The following is a 21,152-nucleotide window of genomic DNA, read 5'->3' on the forward strand; positions in this document are numbered from 1 at the left end:
CTGGCGCCAGGTGTAATACCCACTACGCGATACCTTGAGCACATCAACCATCCGCTTGAGAGAAAAACGGTGCTGATGCTCAAGGATGAACTCAAATCTGGCTACTTTTGGTTCTTCGCGAAGTAGGTGGCCGCCTTTTTTAAAATGGCTAAATCTTCGGCTTGTTCAGCGAGTTGGCGTTTAAGTCTTGCGACCTCGGCAGCAAGTTCCGCTTCTCTTGACGTGGTGTTTGATTTCTTCTCAGCACTAGAGCGCCAACTGTAGAGTTGTGACTCGTAAAGATTAAGCTCACGCGCTGCTGCGGCTACACCAATTTTCAGAGCAAGCTTCAGCGCTTCTGTTTTAAATTCTTGCGTGTGGATCTTGCGGGGTTTCTTTGTTGACATATTTCGCCTCAATAAGCGAGTTTACTCACTTAGCGAGATGTCCAAAAGTATTGGATCAGATCAATGTGATCCACAGGATCTTCTCTGCACTGCAACCCCCCCGTGGTGCTAGGCAGCCACAAGTTGATCGTTACCACCAGTATCGGCCTGGCCTACTGTAACTCTTCTCGTCTCAGTGCGGAGGAGTTGATCCAGCATGCGGATCTGGCCATGTATCAGGCCAAGAGCGCCGGGCGCAGTAACTACCGGGTGTTTAGCGAGGAGATGCTACATCAGGCTAATAACCGCCTCATGATAGAACAGAGCATAGGAAGCGCCATCAACGAGGAGCAGCTGGTGCTCTTCCTTCAGCCCATAGTCGAACTCCCGTCTGGGCGTCTACGAGGGTTCGAGGCGCTGATTCGCTGGTTTCATCCCGAACGCGGGCTCATCATGCCTGGGGACTTTATTCCCGATATCGAAAATAGCGAGGCGATCATTGAGGTGGGTAACTATGTGATCCGCAAGGCGTCCGAGTTAATTGCCCGGCTGAATTCCGCCGGATGGGACGATCTCTATATCGCGGTTAACCTGTCGGCCAAGCACTTCTTGGCCGCTGACCTGCTTACCGTGGTACGTCAGGAGGTAGAGGCGCAGCAGATCTCGGCGCGCTCACTGGTGTTAGAGGTGACGGAGGAGAGCGTGATCGAGCAGGTGGAGCAGGCCATGGCCGCCATGGTATCGCTCAAGGCGCTGGGGGTAAGGATCGCCATCGACGACTTTGGCACGGGTTACTCCTCGCTGAGCTATCTCAAGCAGTTGGCCTTCGACCTGTTGAAGATAGATCGCTGTTTCAGCGCCAACGTGCTCGACGGCGAGGCCGATACCCATATCATTACTACGGTTCTCGAGCTGGCCCATAACCTGGGGCGAGAGGTGGTGGCCGAGGGGATAGAGACACAGCAGCAGGCCGAATGTTTGAGTTGTCAGCGCTGTGAATTGGGTCAGGGATATTACTTCTCCCGCCCGCTGGATGTGGCATCTGTGTTTGTGGTGTTGCAGGAGATAGCGGAGACTCGCCTCTGGCCCATCAGCCAGGCTCCCCAACCTAAGCTGGTCAGGCAGGGGAGCTAGCCTGGCGCCTGAGGTTAATCAGGAGCAGGGGCTAATCAGAGGGCTGGGGCTAATCTGGTGGCAGAGACAAGTCTGGTGGTAGAGACCAGCCTGGAGGATGGCATTAGTCTTGGTTATCCACCTCAGAGACGGGGGCGGCAGACTGACTCTCGACGCCCTCGCTAAGCAGATCGCCTGCCTGGCGAAATGCCTCCTTGGCATCGGGCTCAGTGGCCGTCGATTGCACCTTAGCCGACAGTTCGGCCGCCTGCGCCGCCACTTCAGCTTGGGCCGCGGTGTTCAGGGCTGCGGTGTTCAGGGTTGCGGTGTCTTGGGCAGCGGTGTTCTGGGCAGTGATTTCAGCCTTGACCTCGGCCTCTAGCGGCGCCTCTGTTTTAGGTGACGCCATTGTTTCAGACTCAGCTGGCTTAGCACTAACTGGCTTAGCACTAACTGGCTTAGCACTAACTGGCTTAGCATTAGCGGGTTTAGCATTAGCAGGCTTTGCCTTAGCGGGCTTAGGCAGCAGGCTGATCAGCTTATGGGCGATATCGATATTGTCCTGGTGGCCAGCGAACAGTGAGGAGGCCGGGCCGGCGGCAAACACCTGCACGTCGACACCCGTGTGGCCTCCCGTGGTCCAGCCGGTATTCGAGCGCTGGTCGATAAGCTTCTTAAGCTGGCTGGTCAACACCTTCTCGCCCTGCATCCTAGCGTTATCCAGTGCACTAAATTCTTCATCGCTCGGGGTAAAGCCCAGGGCGCCGCTTACGCCGCTCTGCCATTCATCCTCGGCCAGCGCCTGGCTGGCGATGCGTGCTGGGCTGGCATTAATCTGGCGCAGCACCTGGCTGTCCCAGCGATAGTCGCCATGGGTACCGATAGAGAGGCCGCCGGTGTTATGGTCGGCGGTAACCACCAAGAGGGTATCTTGATGCTGGCGGACGTATTGCTCGACCACCTCGATGGCGCCGGCAAACTCATGCATCTCGGCCATGGCGGTGGCGATATCGTTGTTGTGGCCGGCCCAGTCGATTAGGCTGCCTTCCACCAGAAGCACGAAGCCTTGGTCATTCTGTGACAAGAGATCTAACGCCTTGGCCGTCATGGTGCTCAGGCGTCTGGCCTCTGGCTCATCGATTGCCCAGGGCAGCTGCACGTCGGCGAACAGGCCCATCACCTTAGGCTGGGTCACGCCATCGAGCAGGGCGGCGTCCTTGAGTACCTGATAACCCTTGGCCTCGAACTGCTCGATCAGCTTGTCGGAGAAGTAGCGTTGACCGCCGCCTAGCATCACATCTGCCTCGGTATTGAGGTAGCTCTTGGCCAGCGCCTCATAGTTGCGGCGACTTTCGTTGTGGCTTAGGAAGGCGGCCGGGGTGGCGTGGTTGATCTGGCTGGTGACTGTGACGCCCGTGCTCATGCCGCGCTTTTTCGCCAGCTCAAGCAGGGTCGGTACCTGGCGCTTATTGGTATCGACCGATACGGCACCATTATAGGTTTTTATCCCCGTCGCCAGAGCGGTAGCGGCGGCGGCCGAGTCGGTGACATAGCCGCTGACAGGCGCCGGATAGGTGCTGGCGTTACCCACTAATAGGCGGTCAAACACCGTCTGCTCTATCTCTTGGGTGCTTGGGTTGTCCTGATAGTAACGATAGGCACTGGTGTAGGCAGGGCCCATGCCATCGCCCACCATGATGACGATGTTCTTGGGACGGCTCGGCGCCGTCTGCGGGCCGAGCAGGTTTTCGGCCCAGAGGCTGCCCGATACTAGGGCGGCACTCAGGCAGAGCAGGTTACATAAACGGGTGAACTTCATCTTGGCTCCAGTTTAACGGGCGACACGCGCCTCGATGGCATCCATCAGCATGCCAGTGATATCCACGTCGAAGGCGGCCTCGATCTCTCTGATACAGGTCGGGCTGGTCACATTGATCTCGGTGAGCTTATCGCCGATCACGTCCAGGCCGACGAAGATCAGGCCCCGCTTCTTCAGCTCAGGGCCTATGGCGTTGGCGATGGCCCAGTCGCTCTCGGACAGGGGCTGAGCCACGCCGCGACCACCGGCGGCCAGGTTACCTCGGGTCTCGCCCTTCTGTGGGATGCGTGCCAGGCTGTAGGGTACGGGGACGCCATCGACCACCAGAATACGCTTGTCGCCGGCGGTGATATCGGGAATGAAGGCCTGAGCCATGGCATATTGCTGACCATGATTGGTGAGGGTCTCGATGATCACCCCAAGGTTAGGATCTTGCGCCTTGACCCTAAAGATTGAGCTGCCGCCCATGCCGTCGAGCGGCTTAAGAATGATATCCCCCTTCTCCTGATAGAAGGCGCGGATGCGCTGGGCATCGCGGGTGACCAGGGTGTCTGGGGTAAACTCGCTGAACCAGGCGGTAAACAGCTTCTCGTTGGCGTCGCGCAGGCTCTGGGGCTTGTTAACGATCAGTGTGCCTTGCTCCTCGGCGCGCTCCAGCATATAGGTGGCGTAGACGAACTCGGTATCGAATGGCGGGTCCTTGCGCATCAAAATAACGTCCAGATCCGCCAGCGGCGTATCGATGGCTTCTTCCAATTCATACCAGGAGGCTGGGTCTTGCTTCACCGTCAGGCGACGCATGTTACCCATGGCCACACCGTTCATCATGGCCAGATCTTGCATCTCCATATAATAGAGCTGATAGCCTCGCGACTGGGCCGCCAACAGCATGGCGAAGCTGGAGTCTTTCTTGATGTTAATGTCGCTGATGGGATCCATCACTATGCCAAGCTTAATCATCTCATCTTTCCTTATATTAATGCGAAGGGAGCCGGGCCTTTAGCCCAGATCGCCGAATTTCAGTTGTAGTGCGCTAATGACCGTCAGGGCGGCGGTCTCGGTGCGCAGCACGCGCGGGCCGAGTAGCACGTCGGTGAAGGTCTGGGTTTCCGTCATGGCGATCTCTTGGGGCGATAAGCCGCCCTCCGGGCCGATCAGCAGACGCACCCTGTCGGTTGCCATCGTCAACCCCTGAATGCCGTGGGCAGCCCTTGGGTGAAGATTAAGCTTTAGCGCCTGGGTTGGCTCGGCGCACCAATCGGCCAAATGCATCGCCGGTCTCACCTGGGGCACTGTACTACGACCCGACTGCTCGCAGGCGCTGATCACTATCTTCTGCCACTGCTGTATCTTCTTCTCCAGACGCTCGCCGGTCAGTTTGACGCCGCAACGTTCGGAAAACAGTGGCGTAATAGTATTGACCCCCAGTTCGACCGATTTCTGCAGGGTGAAGTCCATGCGATCGCCGCGGGAGATCACCTGACCCAGGTGCAGGTTAAGCGGCGACTCGTTGTCGTTGACTTCCTTGGATAGGACCCGCACTTCGACATTTTTCTTGCTGGCGGCAACGATCTCGGTCAGATAGTTGTGGCCGTCGCCATTAAACAGCTCGAGCTGCTCGCCTGCGCCCATGCGCAAGACGCGCCCGACATGGCCGGCGGCCTCTTCGTCCAGCATCAACTGCTGATGAGGGGCATAGTCGCCGGGCTGATAGATCCTTGGAATTCTCATGCATTACTCCGCGATACGCTGGGTTTCGGTCAGTTTTTGGCACTGTGCCTGAACAAAGGGGTTGTGGTTGCCCTGTCTGGCGGCGATGGCCTGGTCTCGTTGGCACTCAATAGTATCAACTGGATAGCTTTTATCCCATGCCTGAAACAGTTTTAGCTGACTTTTGGCGATCTTGAGGCCATAGGCCTGCTGCATGTAGAGATAGGTGCGGGCTATCTGACCACGCGTCTGGCTCGGCGGTTCCACCTTTCTACCGTTGAAGTCGACTACCATGGCGCACTGACCATATTGTTCAGCCTTGGCGTTCCACTGGCTGAAACGGTAATTACTGCGATCGCCGTTGACCTCGCCGATGGCGGGTACCAGGTTATGCAGGTCGCTCTCCACCTTCTTAAACTGCTTGTCTGTCTTGCCGCAGTTTTTACGGCCACCTTCTTGCCAGCACTGACGCTGATGGCCAAATTCCCAGGCGGGGACTATGTGTTCCCACTCGATGCGCTTGGCGCGCTTCTCCTGTTTACGCACCTGGTACCCGCAGCGCTCGAAGTCGGGCTGCCATACCTTGCCCGAGATGCTGATGTCACAGCCACAGTAGAAGCTCTTGGCCGGAAGCGTGTCGCTGTAAATACTACGTGCGACCTTCTTGGCCTGGTTGAAACTGGTGGGATGGGAGGCGAGGGCGCCTGTCGAGAGGCCGAGCGCAAGCAGCGCCAAGGCGCCACGCAGCAGTGGCCTCAGACCGTATGAGGTTGTTAGCACATTTATTCCCTAAAAAACAAAAAATCCCTTGCCTATCTCTGCCTGGCTCTTGGGTTGGCTGGCTTGGTGGCAAGGTGAGTGTTCGGCCCCATGGTGAGGACGCCGATAGCTATGTCGATATCTAAGCTGATATCTAAGCAGATAGTTAAGCCGATTCTACGGGAATCGACTCAGTTCAGGCAAGTTAAGCCGGGTTCATCATGGCGCGTCATGGACTCGGCTCAGCGTCTCCTTGCAGCGCCGACAGCGATACTGGGTCTGCTGGCGCTGTACCTTGTTGTGCCTGCGAATGCTCAGCGGTACCACGCCGCAGCGGCAAGCATAATCGAAGGTCTGACCGGCGACAGAAGCCGTATTCAGACTGTGTGTTGTTCTGGGTGTCAGGCCATAGAGGTTTATCATCAGTGCCTGCCACTCCTTGCCGTGGGGCTTGACCCGGCCATAGAGGCGATAGGCAATCAGATGACAGATCTCATGGGGCACCACCTGGTCGACAAACTCGTCCAGATTCTCCTCGAGCAATACTGGATTAAACCTGAGCTTGTTGAGCTGCAGATGGGCGGTACCGGCGCTCTTGCCCCTGAGCTTGAAGTTGACCTCGGGGCGGGGGAAGCTGCGTCCAAGCTTCTGCTCGGCAGTCTGATAGCAAGACTCGACGGCGGCGGCGATGCGCTGCTGATGGTCATTGAGAGCGGATTTGATGACTTTTGACTTGGGCGCCTGTGTGTCTTGCGCCTTTGAGCGAAACAGGGATTGCAGTGGTCGAAACATATTAGGGCTTAGGGTCATTGACGCCCACCGTCTTGGCGGGCGTCTTCAGGGGGAGGATTATAGCCGGGTTGCCGCGGCTTTGACCATCTCCTTGACCTGATCCACTATCGCCATCTCTGTCTCGGCCTCATAGGCGGCTACCCTTGGCGTATGGATATGACCTACCTTGATGCCACTGTTGAAACGCTGGCCCAGTAATACGGCGCGGTAGGAGATCTCGTTGGAGAGATACCCCCCGCCAGATCCATTGACCGAGGTGGCGTTTTGCAGTTCAGCCAATGAACTGGCGTCGAACTCGCCCCGTGACAGGGTAGTGACGGTATGGTTGTCGTTAACCTTCCATCTGCCTTTGACCGACTGCATGGCGCCGACCGGTAGCGAGAACTCGACGAACTCAGGCCCATAGAGGGGCTTGCCATCGAACATAGGCGCCTGTGGCGACTGGGCCGTGGCGCCGGTCAGCACATTGAGGTTGTCGGGCGCGGCGGCGCTGCGGTTGCGGCCGGGGAAGCGCTCTAGGTCGAAGTCGTCGCGTCCCATGCTGACGGTGAAGATGGCGTTGACGCTGTTTTCACGATAGACAGGGGTCAGTAAGGATTCGATGATTCCCTGGTCGAAGTCGGCAAAGCGTACCGGGATCATCACAGTCTCTATCTGGGCCTTCTTGCCGTCGACGCTAAACTTGTAGCCGTCTAATGCGAGTGCAGTTAATCCCGAGGGATTACTCTGATCTATGTGACGATCCAGGAAGAAGGGGTCGAAGCCGGTGAGCAGAATACGGATCTGGCTGTCCTCATCGAAGTGGATGTCGCTGAAGCCGCGGGAAGATTTTTCCACCGCCTTGAGTAAGATGGTGCGCTGCCAGTCGGCCATGTTAAAGGCGGGCTTCGACTGCTTGAGCGTCTTCTTCATCGCCAGACGGCTCCAGTAGAGGGATCTGTCATCCTGTCCGCCGGATTGCACGTCTCTGACGGCCTGTTGCCATAGACGCTCGCCTTGGTGGGCCACCATCTGTGTCATGATGAGTTCATCTTTCTGCTGGCGATATTTCTCGTCCAGACTGTCGACCAGGGCTTGATAGCGATTGACGACGTCGGGCATGGCCTGTGTCGCCTTAGGCAGGCGCAGTTCTTCGAGATCCAGGCTGGCGAAGGCGCTGGTACTCAGTAAGCTGGTCATCGCCAGGGCTATGGCTGTTTTACGCATGAGATGGTTCCTTTGCAAAAACCTCTTACCCTGACATTCAGCCAGTGGCCGATGTTGGGCAATGATGGCTCAGGGCGGTTATCAATTTGAAATTATTATACCAATCACGGTAAGTAAGTGATCAGAAGTAGCGTAGGGAAAACGTTCGAGAGCAAGGCATGATTTTTCGATAAGTAGTTATTCTACAATCAAAAATAGTAACGCCGTTATCGGACGTTTTAACAAGCTAGCATGATCAGTTATTTACTACGATTGGTATTATAGTCAACAACTGAGTATGCACGACATCTGCCTGCAAATAAAGACTTGAGATGGCTTGATAAAATGCCAGATTCTTGACACAAATCATCATGAGTTTGCCCGCTTGACGATGAGATGACTTGCTAGACTTGAGCCAGGTAATTAGATGGGGCCTGATGGTGAATTTTGGCTAACTGTTTTTTGGGGAGGGGTCGATGACAATGCGCATCAATCTAGGTGAACGGCTGGGAGATAGCCTGAGCCGTCGTCTTACTAATGGCTTGAGTAGTGGCTTGAGTAGTGGCTTGAGTAAAATATTGGCTTATCGATTGATTTGCACCTTAAGTTATCTGGGGCTGCTTAGCTTAGGCCTGTTTATCTGGGCGGGTAGTGCGGCCGCGGCGACTCAGGCGGCTTCACTATCTGTGTTCGAAAACAAGGCGGGCGAACATAAGGCTGTCAAACATACGCTGGCCGAACCGATCAAGCTAGACGATGAGATACAGGCGGCATTCGAAGCGCTCGGTGCCAGTGGCGTTCTGGTGTTGCTGGATGATAACAGGGGAGCCTTAAGCACTAACGATCTCGCCCGCAGCCGCCATGCCTATATACCCGCCTCTACCTTTAAGCTCCCCCATAGCCTGTTGCTGCTCGAGGCGGGTATAGTGAAAGACGAGCATAGCCAGTTTGCCTGGGATGGGGTGAAACGCACCTATACCCCCTGGAATCGCGACCACAGCTTTACCGGTGCGATGAAGTATTCCGTGGTGCCCATCTATCAGAAACTCGCATTGCAGCTGGGGGCCGAGCGCATGGCCCAAGGCCTGACTGATCTTGGCTATGGCAATGCCAATATCGGCGGCGGACTCGACAGCTTCTGGCTCGACGGTGACTTATCGATATCGGCCCTGGAGCAGGTGCTCTTCCTGCGGCGCCTGTATCACAATCAACTGCCGGTGTCCGAGCGCAGTCAGCGTATCGTCAAGACCATGATGCTTAACCAGGCCAACGGCGAATGGGTGCTCAGAGCCAAGACAGGCTATGGCGTGCGCCAGGGACAGAAGCTTGGCTGGTGGGTCGGCTGGCTCGAGCGAGAGGAGAACACCTACTTCTTCGCCATGAATATGGATATTGCCACGGATAATGATCTGGCGTTACGCAAGCGCGTGGTGAAACAGCTGCTCACGGCCAAGGGCTGGATGTGATGACTGGATGTAAGGGCGGATGCTAGGAAGCTGTTAAGGCAGCCAGATATTGAGACTACAAGCTACATCATCAAAGATTGCAGCGACTCGTGGCTGTTGAAGCGTTTGGTAAAGAAATCGAGGAAGACGCTGATGTTGGTGGCCAGCTGTCGTCGACTGGAATAGACGCCATACACCTTGAAGGGTTCCATGGGCCACTCCTGCAGCAGAGGCACCAGGCTGCCGCCAGCCAGCTCGTTCTTACACACTGAGTTAGAGAGCATGGCGATACCGAAATCATCCAATACCAGCTGTTTGACCATGATGGCGCTGTTCACCCTGACCTTACGCTTAAAGTTGACCATGGTCTTGCGATCGCCCTTACCCAGGGGCCAGATGGGCGCCGAGCGTGAGGTCCCCAGCAGTATGCCGCTGTGCTCCCTGAGATCCTGGGGAGTCGCGGGGGTGCCTTTGGCCTTGAGGTAGCCTGGGCTGGCCACCAGTATGGGTTGGCGCTCAAACAACAGGCGGGCGACCAAGTCGGAGGATTGCAGCGGACCATACTTGATGGCGATATCATAGCCTTCACCCACTAGGCCCACATCGCTATCGGTAAATTGGACGTCGAGATCTACGTTAGGGTAGAGACGCATGAAGCTGCTGCAGAGACTGGCAATCAGCTCCTGACTGAAGGAAACCGGGATGGCGATGCGCAGTGAACCCGATACGTCATTGTGCGTATTTTCTATGGTCGCCTTGGCAGCCTCGATTTCATCGCTAATACTACTGCAATGCTGGTAAAAAAGCGCCCCAACCTGAGTCAGGCTAAGATTGCGGGTATCGCGCTGTAACAGGCGCACGCCGAGCTGCTCTTCGAGCTGAGCCACCTTACGACTAATGGTTGATTTTGGCATGCCCGTATTGCGGGCTGCCTGGGAGAAACCCTTGGCGCGAACGACGGCTGCAAAGAGCATCATACCGTTTAAATCTGGCATTATTTATCACTGTCTCAAATATGGAACAAAGCGTCTAAGCCAGTTTAATAGCATTTGACCCTATAACAAAGCTATATTTATGGGCTAAAAATTTTAGAGGCTAAAGCAGAGGATCTATTGATGACCAGCAACAATAAGCCCACAAACACGACTCAGGTTCAAACAGCCGATCCGCTTTTTCTTCAAGCTGAACATTTGGCACAGGATTTTTCTCTGTTTCCTAAGCATAGCAAGCAGAGCCTTTCACAGCAGATCAACGGTCTGCTCAGCGACGATGAAATACAAGCTAACTTAAAAGAGTTAGAACAGTTGGATGTTGACGGCTATGTGGCCAAAGTCATTCAACCTACCTTAGATAAGAGCCGCCCAGGCGCCAAGCGCGTGATTGCGGATCTGAAAGGCAAGTTAATTGTCGAAAAACATATGGGGCCTTTTTATAGTGCCGAGATCGAACTGAATTTTGGATCTCGCACTCGCCGCATCGGTTTTATCGCCCAGGAACGTACCACGAGCAATGGTGCCTGGATGCCAGAGCATCACCTGGCGGCCTGTACGGCCATTCGTCATTTTGCCGAACTTTCAATGCCTATCGTTTACCTCATTGACACACCGGGTGCCGATGCGGGTGAAATTGCCAACAGCCAGAACCAGGCGCACACCATCTCTAAGGCGATTGCCGAGAGTGCCAACGTCGACGTGCCTACCGTAGGTATCGTTATCGGTGCCGGTTACTCTGGCGGTGCCATCCCATTGGCCGCGGCTAACATTCTGTTGTCCCTACGCGACGGTATCTTCAATACCATTCAGCCACAGGGTCTGCAGAGCATTGCGCGCAAGTACAACCTCTCTTGGCAGGAGTGTGCTAAGTCGGTAGGCGTGTCGCCAGAGGAGCTTTACACCTCTGGTTGTATCGACGGCATCATCGACTTCTCACCGTCTGACAAGGATGAGCGTCAGCACAACTTACGCCGCGCCATCATCAGCAGCATCGAGGCGGTTGAGCAGGCGGCGGTTCAGTTCGTTCGCGAATCTAAGGATCTGCGCGAGCATTATGATCGCAGCCTTAACCGTTTCCTTGAGCCTTCTAAGAACCTGGAAGCGCTTGAGCATCACGCCGAGCTGTCGGTGGCCAACAACCCCACCATGCACCTCAACCTGTTTGGTAGCTCATACCGTTACCTGCGTTACCTGACGCTGCGTAGCCGTATCCATTCGATCTCTCAGGAGCAGTACGGTCGCCTGTCTAAGGTGAGTGTGCCCGAGGGTGACCTGCTGGCGCGTATTCAGCAGGAGCAGGACAAGGTATTCCAGTCTTGGCTCTCAAGCCCAGATAAGCTGGTTTACGATGAAGAGCTTAACAAGCTGTGGGGCAACTTCACCGCCAAGCGTGACGAAGTCTCTACCGAGCGTAACATGCTGACTCGCCTCATCTTGGGTGAGCCGAAGCAGAACTATAAGAAGGCCCGTAAGGCGCTGTTGTTTAACATCGGTTGGTCGCTGTACCACAGATGGAAGAGCAACGCCGAGAACAACTTCAAGGGGCTGATCCACTACCTTGAGAGCCTTCCGGACGAAGTGACTCAGGCAGACTGGCCTGAGCTGAACCAGCTGACAGTACTGGATGTGATCGTGCACGAAGAGCTGCGCGAAGACTTCATCTGGCAATGTCATAACATCCTGATCTTCAACGCGCTGTACGACAACGTCGTGGGCAACCTTGCCTCTATCGCGAAAGAAGCCATGATGTCTAAGAGCCTGTCGCGTGCCTCGGTTGACGGCCTGCTGCATGACTCTATCGACCGTGCTATCTCTAAGCAGGATACCGCGAACGACAAGAACAAGTTCTACAAGTGGCTGAAGTACTTCATGTCTCAGTCTAACCGCGCCGATCTGCTGACCAAGACTGAGCAGTGGAAGAGTGTTGGTTTCCCTCAGCTTAACGACTCTCTGTTCGTTATCCTGACCTATTTCTTCGAGCGTCTGCTGCCAGAATACTTCGCCAGCGAAGAGGAGAGCAGCGAGTACACGGGTGCCATTAACCCAGTGCGTATCGGTCGTCGTAAAGACTTCTGGAACCGTTTGACCATGGGTTATCAGGATCTGCTGATCCAGAAGGTACTGCGTGACGAGAAGCGTGCCGGTAAGATGAGCTGGGATAGTGTGATTGCCAAGTTCTTCACCGAGTTTGAAGAGCTAAACGGCGACAAGATGTCGGCTAACCTGCTGAACTTCCCTGGCTTCCGTCTCTCTATCGAAGACGCGCTAGACAAGGGGATCCGTCCTTGCGGCCTGATCACAGGTACCGCAGACTTCGAGCACAATGGACAAACCATGCGCGTCGGTGTCGCCGTGTCTAACACCGCCTTCCAGGCCGGTGCCTTCGATATGGCCTCTGCCGAGAAGTTCTCTGCGCTGCTGATCGAGTGTGCTAAGCGTAAGCTGCCGGTGATCTGCTTCATCAGCTCTGGTGGTATGCAGACTAAAGAAGGTGCTGCGGCGCTCTTCTCTATGGCGGTAGTGAACGACCGTATTACCCGTTTCATTCGTGACAACGAATTGCCGGTATTAATGTTTGGTTTCGGTGACTGTACCGGTGGTGCACAGGCGAGCTTCGTGACGCACCCGTTAGTACAGACCTACTACTTCTCTGGCACCAACATGCCGTTTGCCGGTCAGATGGTAGTGCCTGCGTACCTGCCGTCTACCTCGACCCTGTCGAACTACCTGTCTAAGGTACCTGGCGCCATGAACGCCCTAGTCACCAACCCATTTAGCGACACTATCGACGATCAGCTCAGCAGCATAGATCCACTCATGCCTAAGCCAACGGCCAAGGTAGTGGATGTGATTGGCAACGCCCTGTCGACCCTGGTGCCTGAGATGTTGATCACCGAGGAAGAGCTGGTACAGGACGATCCGCGTCAGCTGATGAAGCCGATCGACAAGGTACTGGTACACGCCCGTGGCTGTACTGCGGTGAAACTGATCCGCAAGGCTCACGACAACGACATCAAGGTGGTACTGGTGGCGTCAGACCCTGACATGACCTCGGTACCGGCCGACATGCTGAACGAAAACGACAAGCTGGTCTGTATCGGTGGTAACACCTCAGACGAGAGTTACCTCAATGCCTACTCGGTATTGAAGGTTGCCGAGTACGAGCAGGTCGACGCGCTGCACCCAGGTATCGGTTTCCTATCGGAAAGCCCGCAGTTTGCGGCCTTGTGTGTGAACAACGGCGTTAACTTCGTCGGTCCAAGTGTGCACTCAATGACGACTATGGGTAACAAGTCGAACGCGATCAAGACCTCGCAGTCGCAAAACGTGCCTGTAGTACCAGGTAGCCACGGTATTCTGACCAACGCCGAGCAGGCGGTGAACGTGGCTAACGAAATTGGCTACCCAGTGCTGCTTAAAGCGGTACAAGGTGGTGGCGGTAAGGGTATCCAGGTCGTTGAGCGTCCAGAAGATATGATCTCTCTGTTCCAGAAGACCTCTACCGAAGCGGCTGCGGCCTTCGGTAACGGCGACCTCTACCTAGAGAAGTATGTGACCTCACTGCGTCATATCGAAGTTCAGTTGCTGCGTGACAAGTTTGGCAATACCAAGGTACTGGGTCTGCGTGACTGTTCGGTACAGCGTAACAACCAGAAGGTGATCGAAGAATCTGGTTCAACCATGCTGCCTGAAGAGCTGAAGCAGAAGGTGATGGAATACACCCGTGCCCTAGGTGACGCGACAGACTACATGGGTGCAGGTACCGTAGAGTTCATCTACAACCTGGATGCCAACGAAGTCTACTTCATGGAGATGAACACACGTCTGCAGGTTGAGCACCCAGTGACCGAGGCAACCTCTGGTATCGACATCGTGAGCGCCGGCTTCGACATCGCCGCGGGTCGCTCTATCGAAGACCTCGAGCCACAAGAGATTGGCTACGCCATCGAGGTTCGTGTGACCGCCGAGAAGGCCGCGCTGGACAGCAACGGTGTGCTGCAGCTACTGCCACATCCAGGTCTGATCACCGAGTGTGTGATCCCAGAGCGTGACGACATCGAGATCATCTCTATCGCCGGTGAAGGCAAAGAGGTTTCACCATACTACGACAGTCTGATCGCCCAGATCATCTGCCGTGGTGAGAGCCGTGAAGATGTGATCAACAAGCTGCATGACTACCTGGCTAATCAGGTAGTGATCAAGGGTATCGCGACCAACATCCCACTGCTGACTCGTATCCTGAAGGATGGCACCTTCAACGAAGGCGTTTACGACACCAACTACCTGCCACGCTTCATGGCCGAGCTGGATATTCCGGCACTGATCGCCGAGATGGAAGCCGCCGCCGAGACAGTAGGAGTTGATACCGAGTCGCTGCGTGTGGGTGAGAGTAACGAGCTTAAGGTACTGGCTCAAGGTGCAGGTATCTTCTACACCTCTCCGGCACCGGGTGAAGCCGACTTCGTTAAGGAAGGTGACATAGTGACTGTGGATCAGACACTGGCACTGACCGAAGCGATGAAGATGTTCTCTCAGGTGACACTGGCTGGCTTCAACCGCCAGGGCGCCGTACTCTATCCAGAGGATAAGCAGTACCGCATCGAGCGTATCCTGAACAGCAATGGTCAGCAGGTTTCACAGGGCGAGTTGCTGTTCGTCGTTTCTCCTGTCTAACTTAAGACCCTAAATGCTAAATACCCGCCTGATGGCGGGTATTTTTTTGCCCGTGAGTTAGCGTCGGGTTTTAGACCCGTGTTAGCCACCCTATCTAACCTCTTTCGCCAGTGCTAACTTGAGCAGTAAAGGCCCTGCCAGTGTGGTGATGGCGATGATCAGCACCAGCTCGGTGAACAGCTTAGGCGAGATGATCTCCATCTGCAGCCCCATCTCGGCAAACACCAGTCCCACCTCGCCTCGTGGCACCATGGCGCTGCCGACGATCGTTTTCGATCTCAGCGAGCCAGGCACTCTCAGACCGGCCATCATCTTGGTGATTATCGCCAACCCGGACAGCATCAACAGGGTTAACATTCCTGACCAACCCAGGTCTATCTGGCTCAGATCTAAGCTTATCCCCACATAGACGAAGAAGATGGGCGCAAAGATGTCTACCAGAGGCTTGGACTCCACCTCCATCTCGTGGGTGAAGGCGAAGGGGTTTTGCAGGTAACGATTGAGGGGCGAGATAAATTGGCGACTCAAGGCCAGGCCGACGGCGAAGCCACCGAGCAGGGCGGGGGCGTGCAGGGCGTGGGCCAGCCAGGCAAACAGACAGATGAGGATCATGGTGACGATCGCCTCATAGCCTGTCTCTTCCTCTCTGGGTTTGACGGCGCGAAACAGATACAAGAGCAGCCGCGCCATGGGTGGTGCCAGCAGCAGGAAGCCGACGATCTTAAGGATCAACAGGCCGCTCGAGATCAGCCCCACCTCGCCCGAGCTGGCAAAGTTAAACAGCAGACTAAGTAGGATCACCCCGGCAATATCGTCGATCACCGCGGCGCCCAGTATGATGTGACCCTCCTGGCTCTGTGACTGATTGGCCTGCGCCATTACCCGTATCGATATGCCTATGCTGGTGGCGGTAAGGGCGCAGCCCAGATAGAGGGAGGTAAAGCCAGGCAGCTCCAGATAGAGGAGGCACACCAGGCCAATGACCACGGCGGGCAGGGCGATGCCAAGCAGGGCCACGCCGACCGCGCTGTTACCCGCCTGAAATAGACGCTTGATAGAGGTTTCGCAGCCGATAGAAAACAGCAGTAAGATCACGCCAAGCTCGGCCATCACGGCCAAGGTCTCGTTGGGGGCTATCCAGCCCAGCAGGCTGGGGCCGATGAGGATCCCGGCCAGGATCTCACCGACCACGGCGGGGAGTTGCAGCCGCTTAAAGGCCTCTCCGAGCAAGCGACCAAAGAGCAGAATCAAACACAGGGACAAGACGAAGTTATCTATGGCCATGGTAGGCGAGACTCCCCGGCAGTGGTGATAATGTGATCTTGATCATTTTGATGACCGAGATCAAGGCGTAACTCACGGAGTGTGACTAAGCTCAAGTGGATACTTGCCGACAGGAGATGACCATGGACAAGGTGTTTATTATTTCCCAGAAAGCCGAGCAGCAGGCCGATGCCATCGAGACGGGGATCGCCTTGGCCAAGAGGCTGGAGAAGGAGGCGGAGGTGTTTGCCTACAGCTACGAATCCTTTGCGGGTAAGGAGCATTACAACCCCAGGCTCGCGGCGGCGGCCAAGGTGGCGCTGATGCGCCAGCGTAGCGAGGAGATCGCCGCCAAGCTGAAACAGCTTAAGGCCGATGACGTTGCCGTACATAGCGTCTGGAGCAAAGATTTGTTCGAACACGCCTGTCATCACTCTATTCGTCATGGGTTCGACCTCATGGTTAAGGCGGTACATCACAAGACCCATTATCTGCCGATGGACTGGCAACTTATCCGCCATGTGCGTATTCCCCTGATGATGTTATGCGACAACCCCTTGCAGCGTGCCCGTACCGTGCTGATGGCGGTCGATCTGGGAAGCGACAACGCCATCAAGCAGAAACTCAATCAGTGCGTCATTCAACATGGCCAGCAGCTGGCAGAGGCCATGAATTGCCAGTTGCATCTGGCCTACATCATACGCGTGCCCAAGATCTTGCGAGACATGGATCTTATCGACACCCGCACCCTGGTGAAGGACGCCTATCACAGGTATCAGCCCCAGCTGGATGAGATAGGTCTGCATCAGGAGCATGTCCACTTCCTGGCGGGCGATCCCGATCTCTGCCTGTATGAGCTTTCCTGCCGCCTCAAGGCGGCCTATCTGGTGATGGGCGCCCGCCAGCGTAAGGGGCTGATGGGCATGGTCATAGGCAATACCGCCGAGGCTATGTTGAGTCGCATTCGCAGCAATGTGCTCATCATTCCAGCTGACGATCAGCTGTTGCCTGCCTAACCTTGGGGCTGTGCTGCTGACGCCAGAGACGCTTGTGATATTCATCGATAAACAGCAGCGTCGATGCCGCGATCAGCAGTATCAGCCACTGTCCAAGCCCTATGGGGCTGATCCCTAACGCCTGGCTCAAGCCGGGCGTATAACTGGCGCCTATATGGATTCCCTGAGCTAAGACGATACCAAACAGCAGCAGCGGGTTGCTCAGCATCGGCATACGCAGCAGTGAGTTGCGCTCGGAGCGGCTGTTGAGGGCATGCACATTCTCAAACAGCACCATCAGCATCAGGGTGAGATTACGGGCGTCATTCTCACTATTGCCCATGGCCAGCACCAGCAAGAAGAGGCCGAAGGCCATTATGCCCATCCATAGGGCGCTGACGATGAGCCTTTCCAGCATCAGGCGATCGAAGATGGGCTCGCTGGGTTTGCGTGGCGGCTGGTCTATCTCATGGCCTTCTCCCGGCTCGAAGGCTAGCGCCACGTCCTGCACCCCGTTGGTGACCAGGTTGAGCCAGAGGATCTGCAGCGGAAATAGCGGGATAGGCTGGGCAAACAGCACGCTTAAGATAAACAGCAAGAGCTCGGCGGCGCCTGTGCTGATCAGCAGGTAGATCACCTTGCGGATGTTGTTGTAGACGATGCGCCCCTCGATGATCCCCTTAACGATGGAGCTGAACCTGTCGTCGGTGAGTACCAAATCGGCGCTCTCGCGTGCCACGTCGGTGCCTTTACGCCCCATGGCGATGCCCACATGGGCATGTTTCAGCGCCGGGGCATCGTTGACGCCATCGCCCGTCATGGCGACAAACTCACCCTGGCGGATAAGGGACTCGGTGATCTCCATCTTCTGTCTGGGTTGTACCCGGGCAAATACCCTGTGGCTGGCGATGAGGCTGTCGAAGTCGGTCAGGCTCTGCTGCTGGGCGTCTGTTAGCTGCTCGCCGGTGATCACCGCGTCGCTATCCTTGGCCAGCTTGAGCTGACGCGCCAGCGCCAGGGCGGTCACGGGGTGATCGCCGGTGATCATGGCCACCTTGATCTGCGCCTGCTGACACAGGGCCACCGCCTCGATGGCATCTTCCCGCAGGGGATCGCTCATGGCCACCAAACCCAGAAAGTCCAAGCCGAGAAAGTCGAGGTGCTCCAGGGGGCGGTTCGGATTATCTACTTCACCGCTGGCCAGCGCCAGTACGCGGTAGCCATGCCTCGCCAGCCAGTGGGTCTCATCCAGTACCGCCTGAGTCTGTTGCTCATCGAGTTGGCACATGGTCAGCAGTTTCTCCACCGCGCCCTTCACCGAGATTACTGAGCGCTCCTCTATCAGGTTGATGCTGGCGCTGAACTGGTTCTCCGATTCGTAGGCAAACAGTCGCTCCTGGGGTGGTTGTTTGGTCTTATCCATCTCGAGATTCAGCTTATAGCCCAGGGTCAGGAAGGCGAGATCTACCCCGTCGCCGTCGGCATGAATCTGATCCCCATGGCCCTGCTCGGCCTCGAAGATAAGGTGGGCCTCGTTGGCCAGCACGCCGGTGAGTGCCAGGCGGTGCAACTGGGGATCGCGCCCGGCCGACACAGGCACCCCGTGGCCATGTTTATGCACCAGCCCGGTCGGCGACAGCCCTGTGCCTGACACATGGTAGCGCTCGCCGCTCAGCAGGCTGATCTGGCTGATGGTCATCTCGTTGACCGTTAGGGTGCCCGTCTTATCCGAGGCGATATAGGTGCAGGAGCCTAAGGATTCCACCGCCACCAACTTGCGGACGATCACATTGGCCTGGGACATGCGCTTCATGCCGATGGCCAAGGCGACCGTGATGGCCGCCGGCAGCCCCTCGGGAATGGCGGAGACCGCCAGCGCGACACCAAGTAGAAATACTTGGGAGAGATCGGCGCCCCGCAGTAGGGTGAGGCCAAATATAAGGGCGATGATGATTAAGGTGGCGATGGCGATGATCAGAGTGAAGCGCTCGATGCGCTGCATCAGCGGCGGCTTGGTGCTGCCGCCTTGGCGAACCAGATCGGCTATCTGGCCTATCTGGGTGCGGGCGCCGGTGGCGATCACCTCGCCCTCGGCCCGTCCGTGGGTGACCAGGGTGCCGGCGAAGGCCTGATCTGTCTTATTGACCGCCAGCGACTCGCCGGTGAGCGCTGACTCGTCCACCTTAAATTGGTTATGCTTTTCGATTTTGATATCGGCGCCGATGCGATCGCCGTTTGTCAGCAGAATATAGTCGCCGGGCACCAGGCTCAGGCTGTCCACCAGCTTGGGGTGGCCGTCGCGGATCACCTTGGTTTGGGAGGGCACCATCTTACTTAAGGCATCGGCGGCCTGCTGGGCCGAGTATTCCTGCACTGTGCCTATGATGGCGTTGAGCAGCAGCACGGCGAAGATAAAGATGGCATTGAGCAACTGACCCAGCAGCAGACAGGCGATGAAGGCCGCGAGCAGCACGTAGATGAAGGCGCTCTTAAATTGCAGGATAAACAGGCGGACGAAGCTGAGTCTTGCCGGCTTGGGCAGGCAATTAGGCCCATGTTGTTCGAGCCGCTCGGCCGCCACTTGACTCGAGAGTCCTGGCCCGGCCACGGAAACTCCTTGTGCATTTAGGCTGAGGTGATGCTAGATCTATAGCTCATCTCAGCCCTCGCTGCCGGGAATCGGCCTAAGGTTTGATAGAGATCAACGGCTTGAGGGCGAGCAAAGGTCTAGATAGCCCGCCATGCTCAGGCTTAGGGTTATTCTTTGAGGGGGTGATCCTCGGGGAGCTGGCGATGGATCCAGAGGATCAACTTATGTTTCATGTTGGGTCCATCTTCCTTATCCGTGGCCAGGGGCTGGATGAGCTTGTCCTGCACCAACAGGCGGTAGATGCATTCCACCTTGTCCTTGGGGGAGATGCCTTGACCAAAATCGCTAAAGCCGCGTTTCTTGGCGTAGCCTACGCCTATCTCCAGCGCCAGTTTTAACAGTTGTGCGTCGTGCTTACCGTGTTTCATCACGTATCTCCTTAGGCCTGATAGAGACAAGCTACGCCAATTTTACGCTTTCGCCTACCGGCAATTGTCACAAGTGAGTGATTATCCTCATTTATCGGCGACTATACTGATGAGGGATAGGGAAAATGAGGTGACTATGTTAAGCATTCGAGGAATCGACCATCTGGTGTTTCGCACCACAGACCTGGGCGCCATGCTGGCCTTCTATCAGGGGATACTGGGCTGCCAACTGGAGCGCGAGTTGCCAGAGGAGGGGCTCACACAGCTCAGGGCCGGTAAGGCGCTGATCGATATCGCCACCTGCGACAGCAAGCTGGGCAGGCTCGGTGGTGGGCCGCCGCAGCAAGATGGCCGCAACGTCGACCACATCTGCCTGCTCATCGAGGCCATGGAGGAGCAGGCGCTGCTGGACTACCTAGCCCATCACGGCATCGCCACCCAAGGCTTTGCCAGACGCTATGGCGCCCAAGGGTTTGGGCGATCCCTCTATATCCATGACCCAGAGGGGAATGTGGTGGAGTTGAAGTTGGCGAAGGGGTAGCTAAGGAGTCGCTGAGCCTCCTCATTCTCAAGTTGGGGATATTTTTGGTTTTGAGTGACTAACCCGTAGCGTTAACCTAAGTTGTTTTGAATTGCTTGGCAGCAGGTGCAGTGCATGGATGCACTAATGTCGCGCTTGCAGGGATGCAAAAGAGCGACCCTTGTGTGCTTACACATTTGTGACAGATTGAATGAAGTGTTGCTTCATTTTGATGTTTTTGCATCTACCTGACTTAGGGAAACTGCGAACAAGTCCTGCAATTTAGGTATCGAGCGAGGTTTTGAGCGGCCCGCCTGATTTTTGAACGCTAAGTGTTCAATTTTGGCCAACATACTGCCGTTTTACGCCGAATTTCGACCTAATTCCAGGCTGTTCCCGGATTTCAGACAGATCTTGGCTGTCGTCGTAACATCTGGTCTACTTTAAACAGGTTCGCCAAGGTGAATAGCATGGCTAACTGTGAGTCATTTTTCGTCAGCCC

General features: G+C 55.9%; 14 protein-coding genes and 2 pseudogenes. 5 read left to right on the forward strand and 11 right to left on the reverse strand.

Going from position 1 to position 21,152, the window contains the following annotated elements; translation table 11 throughout:
• Positions 1 to 386: pseudogene (locus L1D47_RS15755) on the reverse strand (transposase); the annotation flags it as partial.
• Between the two features lie 123 nt (positions 387 to 509).
• Between L1D47_RS15755 and L1D47_RS15760 the strand changes: the two are divergent.
• Positions 510 to 1,499 carry a GGDEF domain-containing phosphodiesterase gene (locus L1D47_RS15760; RefSeq protein WP_239885976.1) on the forward strand — a complete coding sequence of 330 codons (990 nt, stop codon included), beginning with the start codon at positions 510 to 512 and terminating at the stop codon, positions 1,497 to 1,499.
• Between the two features lie 481 nt (positions 1,500 to 1,980).
• On the opposite strand, the pseudogene L1D47_RS15765 reads toward L1D47_RS15760, so the two are convergent.
• The 6 genes and pseudogenes from L1D47_RS15765 to L1D47_RS15790 form a co-directional block, all read right to left on the reverse strand.
• Positions 1,981 to 3,297 (reverse strand): annotated as a pseudogene (locus L1D47_RS15765) (alkaline phosphatase); the annotation flags it as partial.
• Positions 3,298 to 3,309: 12 nt separating this feature from the next.
• Positions 3,310 to 4,257, reverse strand: coding sequence for a glutathione synthase (gene gshB / locus L1D47_RS15770; RefSeq protein ID WP_239885977.1), 948 nt, complete (start codon positions 4,255 to 4,257; stop codon positions 3,310 to 3,312).
• Positions 4,258 to 4,296: 39 nt separating this feature from the next.
• A complete protein-coding gene (gene rsmE / locus L1D47_RS15775; protein ID WP_239885978.1) occupies positions 4,297 to 5,028 on the reverse strand; it encodes a 16S rRNA (uracil(1498)-N(3))-methyltransferase in 732 nt (243 codons plus the stop codon).
• 3 nt (positions 5,029 to 5,031) lie between these two features.
• Positions 5,032 to 5,757: an endonuclease gene (locus tag L1D47_RS15780; protein WP_239885987.1), complete on the reverse strand. Its 726-nt coding sequence runs from the start codon at positions 5,755 to 5,757 to the stop codon at positions 5,032 to 5,034.
• 228 nt (positions 5,758 to 5,985) lie between these two features.
• Entirely contained in the window at positions 5,986 to 6,576 is a 591-nt protein-coding gene (locus L1D47_RS15785) for a SprT family zinc-dependent metalloprotease (RefSeq protein WP_239885979.1), read from the reverse strand.
• A gap of 39 nt (positions 6,577 to 6,615) precedes the next feature.
• Positions 6,616 to 7,764, reverse strand: a complete 1,149-nt coding sequence (locus tag L1D47_RS15790) for a hypothetical protein (protein ID WP_239885980.1) — start codon at positions 7,762 to 7,764, stop codon at positions 6,616 to 6,618.
• A gap of 455 nt (positions 7,765 to 8,219) precedes the next feature.
• Between L1D47_RS15790 and blaOXA the strand changes: the two genes are divergently transcribed.
• Positions 8,220 to 9,209, forward strand: coding sequence for a class D beta-lactamase (gene blaOXA / locus L1D47_RS15795; RefSeq protein ID WP_239885981.1), 990 nt, complete (start codon positions 8,220 to 8,222; stop codon positions 9,207 to 9,209).
• Positions 9,210 to 9,271: 62 nt separating this feature from the next.
• On the opposite strand, the gene L1D47_RS15800 is transcribed toward blaOXA, so the two are convergent.
• Positions 9,272 to 10,183, reverse strand: coding sequence for a LysR family transcriptional regulator (locus L1D47_RS15800; protein ID WP_239849558.1), 912 nt, complete (start codon positions 10,181 to 10,183; stop codon positions 9,272 to 9,274).
• 120 nt (positions 10,184 to 10,303) lie between these two features.
• On the opposite strand from L1D47_RS15800, the gene L1D47_RS15805 reads away from it, so the two are divergent.
• Entirely contained in the window at positions 10,304 to 14,854 is a 4,551-nt protein-coding gene (locus L1D47_RS15805) for a biotin carboxylase N-terminal domain-containing protein (protein WP_239885982.1), read from the forward strand.
• Positions 14,855 to 14,944: 90 nt separating this feature from the next.
• On the opposite strand, the gene L1D47_RS15810 is transcribed toward L1D47_RS15805, so the two are convergent.
• Positions 14,945 to 16,138, reverse strand: a complete 1,194-nt coding sequence (locus L1D47_RS15810) for a cation:proton antiporter (RefSeq protein WP_239885983.1) — start codon at positions 16,136 to 16,138, stop codon at positions 14,945 to 14,947.
• A gap of 122 nt (positions 16,139 to 16,260) precedes the next feature.
• Between L1D47_RS15810 and L1D47_RS15815 the strand changes: the two genes are divergently transcribed.
• The gene (locus L1D47_RS15815; protein ID WP_239885984.1) at positions 16,261 to 17,133 is read left to right on the forward strand and encodes a universal stress protein; all 873 of its coding nucleotides are present in this window, start codon (positions 16,261 to 16,263) and stop codon (positions 17,131 to 17,133) included.
• Here L1D47_RS15815 and L1D47_RS15820 read toward each other — a convergent pair.
• Together L1D47_RS15820 and L1D47_RS15825 are read right to left on the reverse strand one after the other, a co-directional pair.
• Positions 17,099 to 19,720: an HAD-IC family P-type ATPase gene (locus tag L1D47_RS15820; protein WP_239885985.1), complete on the reverse strand. Its 2,622-nt coding sequence runs from the start codon at positions 19,718 to 19,720 to the stop codon at positions 17,099 to 17,101. The two genes, L1D47_RS15815 and L1D47_RS15820, sit on opposite strands and share 35 nt — an antisense overlap.
• Before the next feature lie 149 nt (positions 19,721 to 19,869).
• Positions 19,870 to 20,130, reverse strand: coding sequence for a DUF5062 family protein (locus L1D47_RS15825; protein ID WP_239849563.1), 261 nt, complete (start codon positions 20,128 to 20,130; stop codon positions 19,870 to 19,872).
• A gap of 136 nt (positions 20,131 to 20,266) precedes the next feature.
• Here L1D47_RS15825 and L1D47_RS15830 point away from each other — a divergent pair, with 136 nt between their 5' ends.
• The gene (locus L1D47_RS15830) at positions 20,267 to 20,671 is read left to right on the forward strand and encodes a VOC family protein (protein ID WP_239885986.1); all 405 of its coding nucleotides are present in this window, start codon (positions 20,267 to 20,269) and stop codon (positions 20,669 to 20,671) included.
• Positions 20,672 to 21,152: the final 481 nt, after the last annotated feature.

The organism is Shewanella sp. Isolate7, assembly GCF_022398425.1.
Taxonomy (GTDB): domain Bacteria; phylum Pseudomonadota; class Gammaproteobacteria; order Enterobacterales; family Shewanellaceae; genus Shewanella.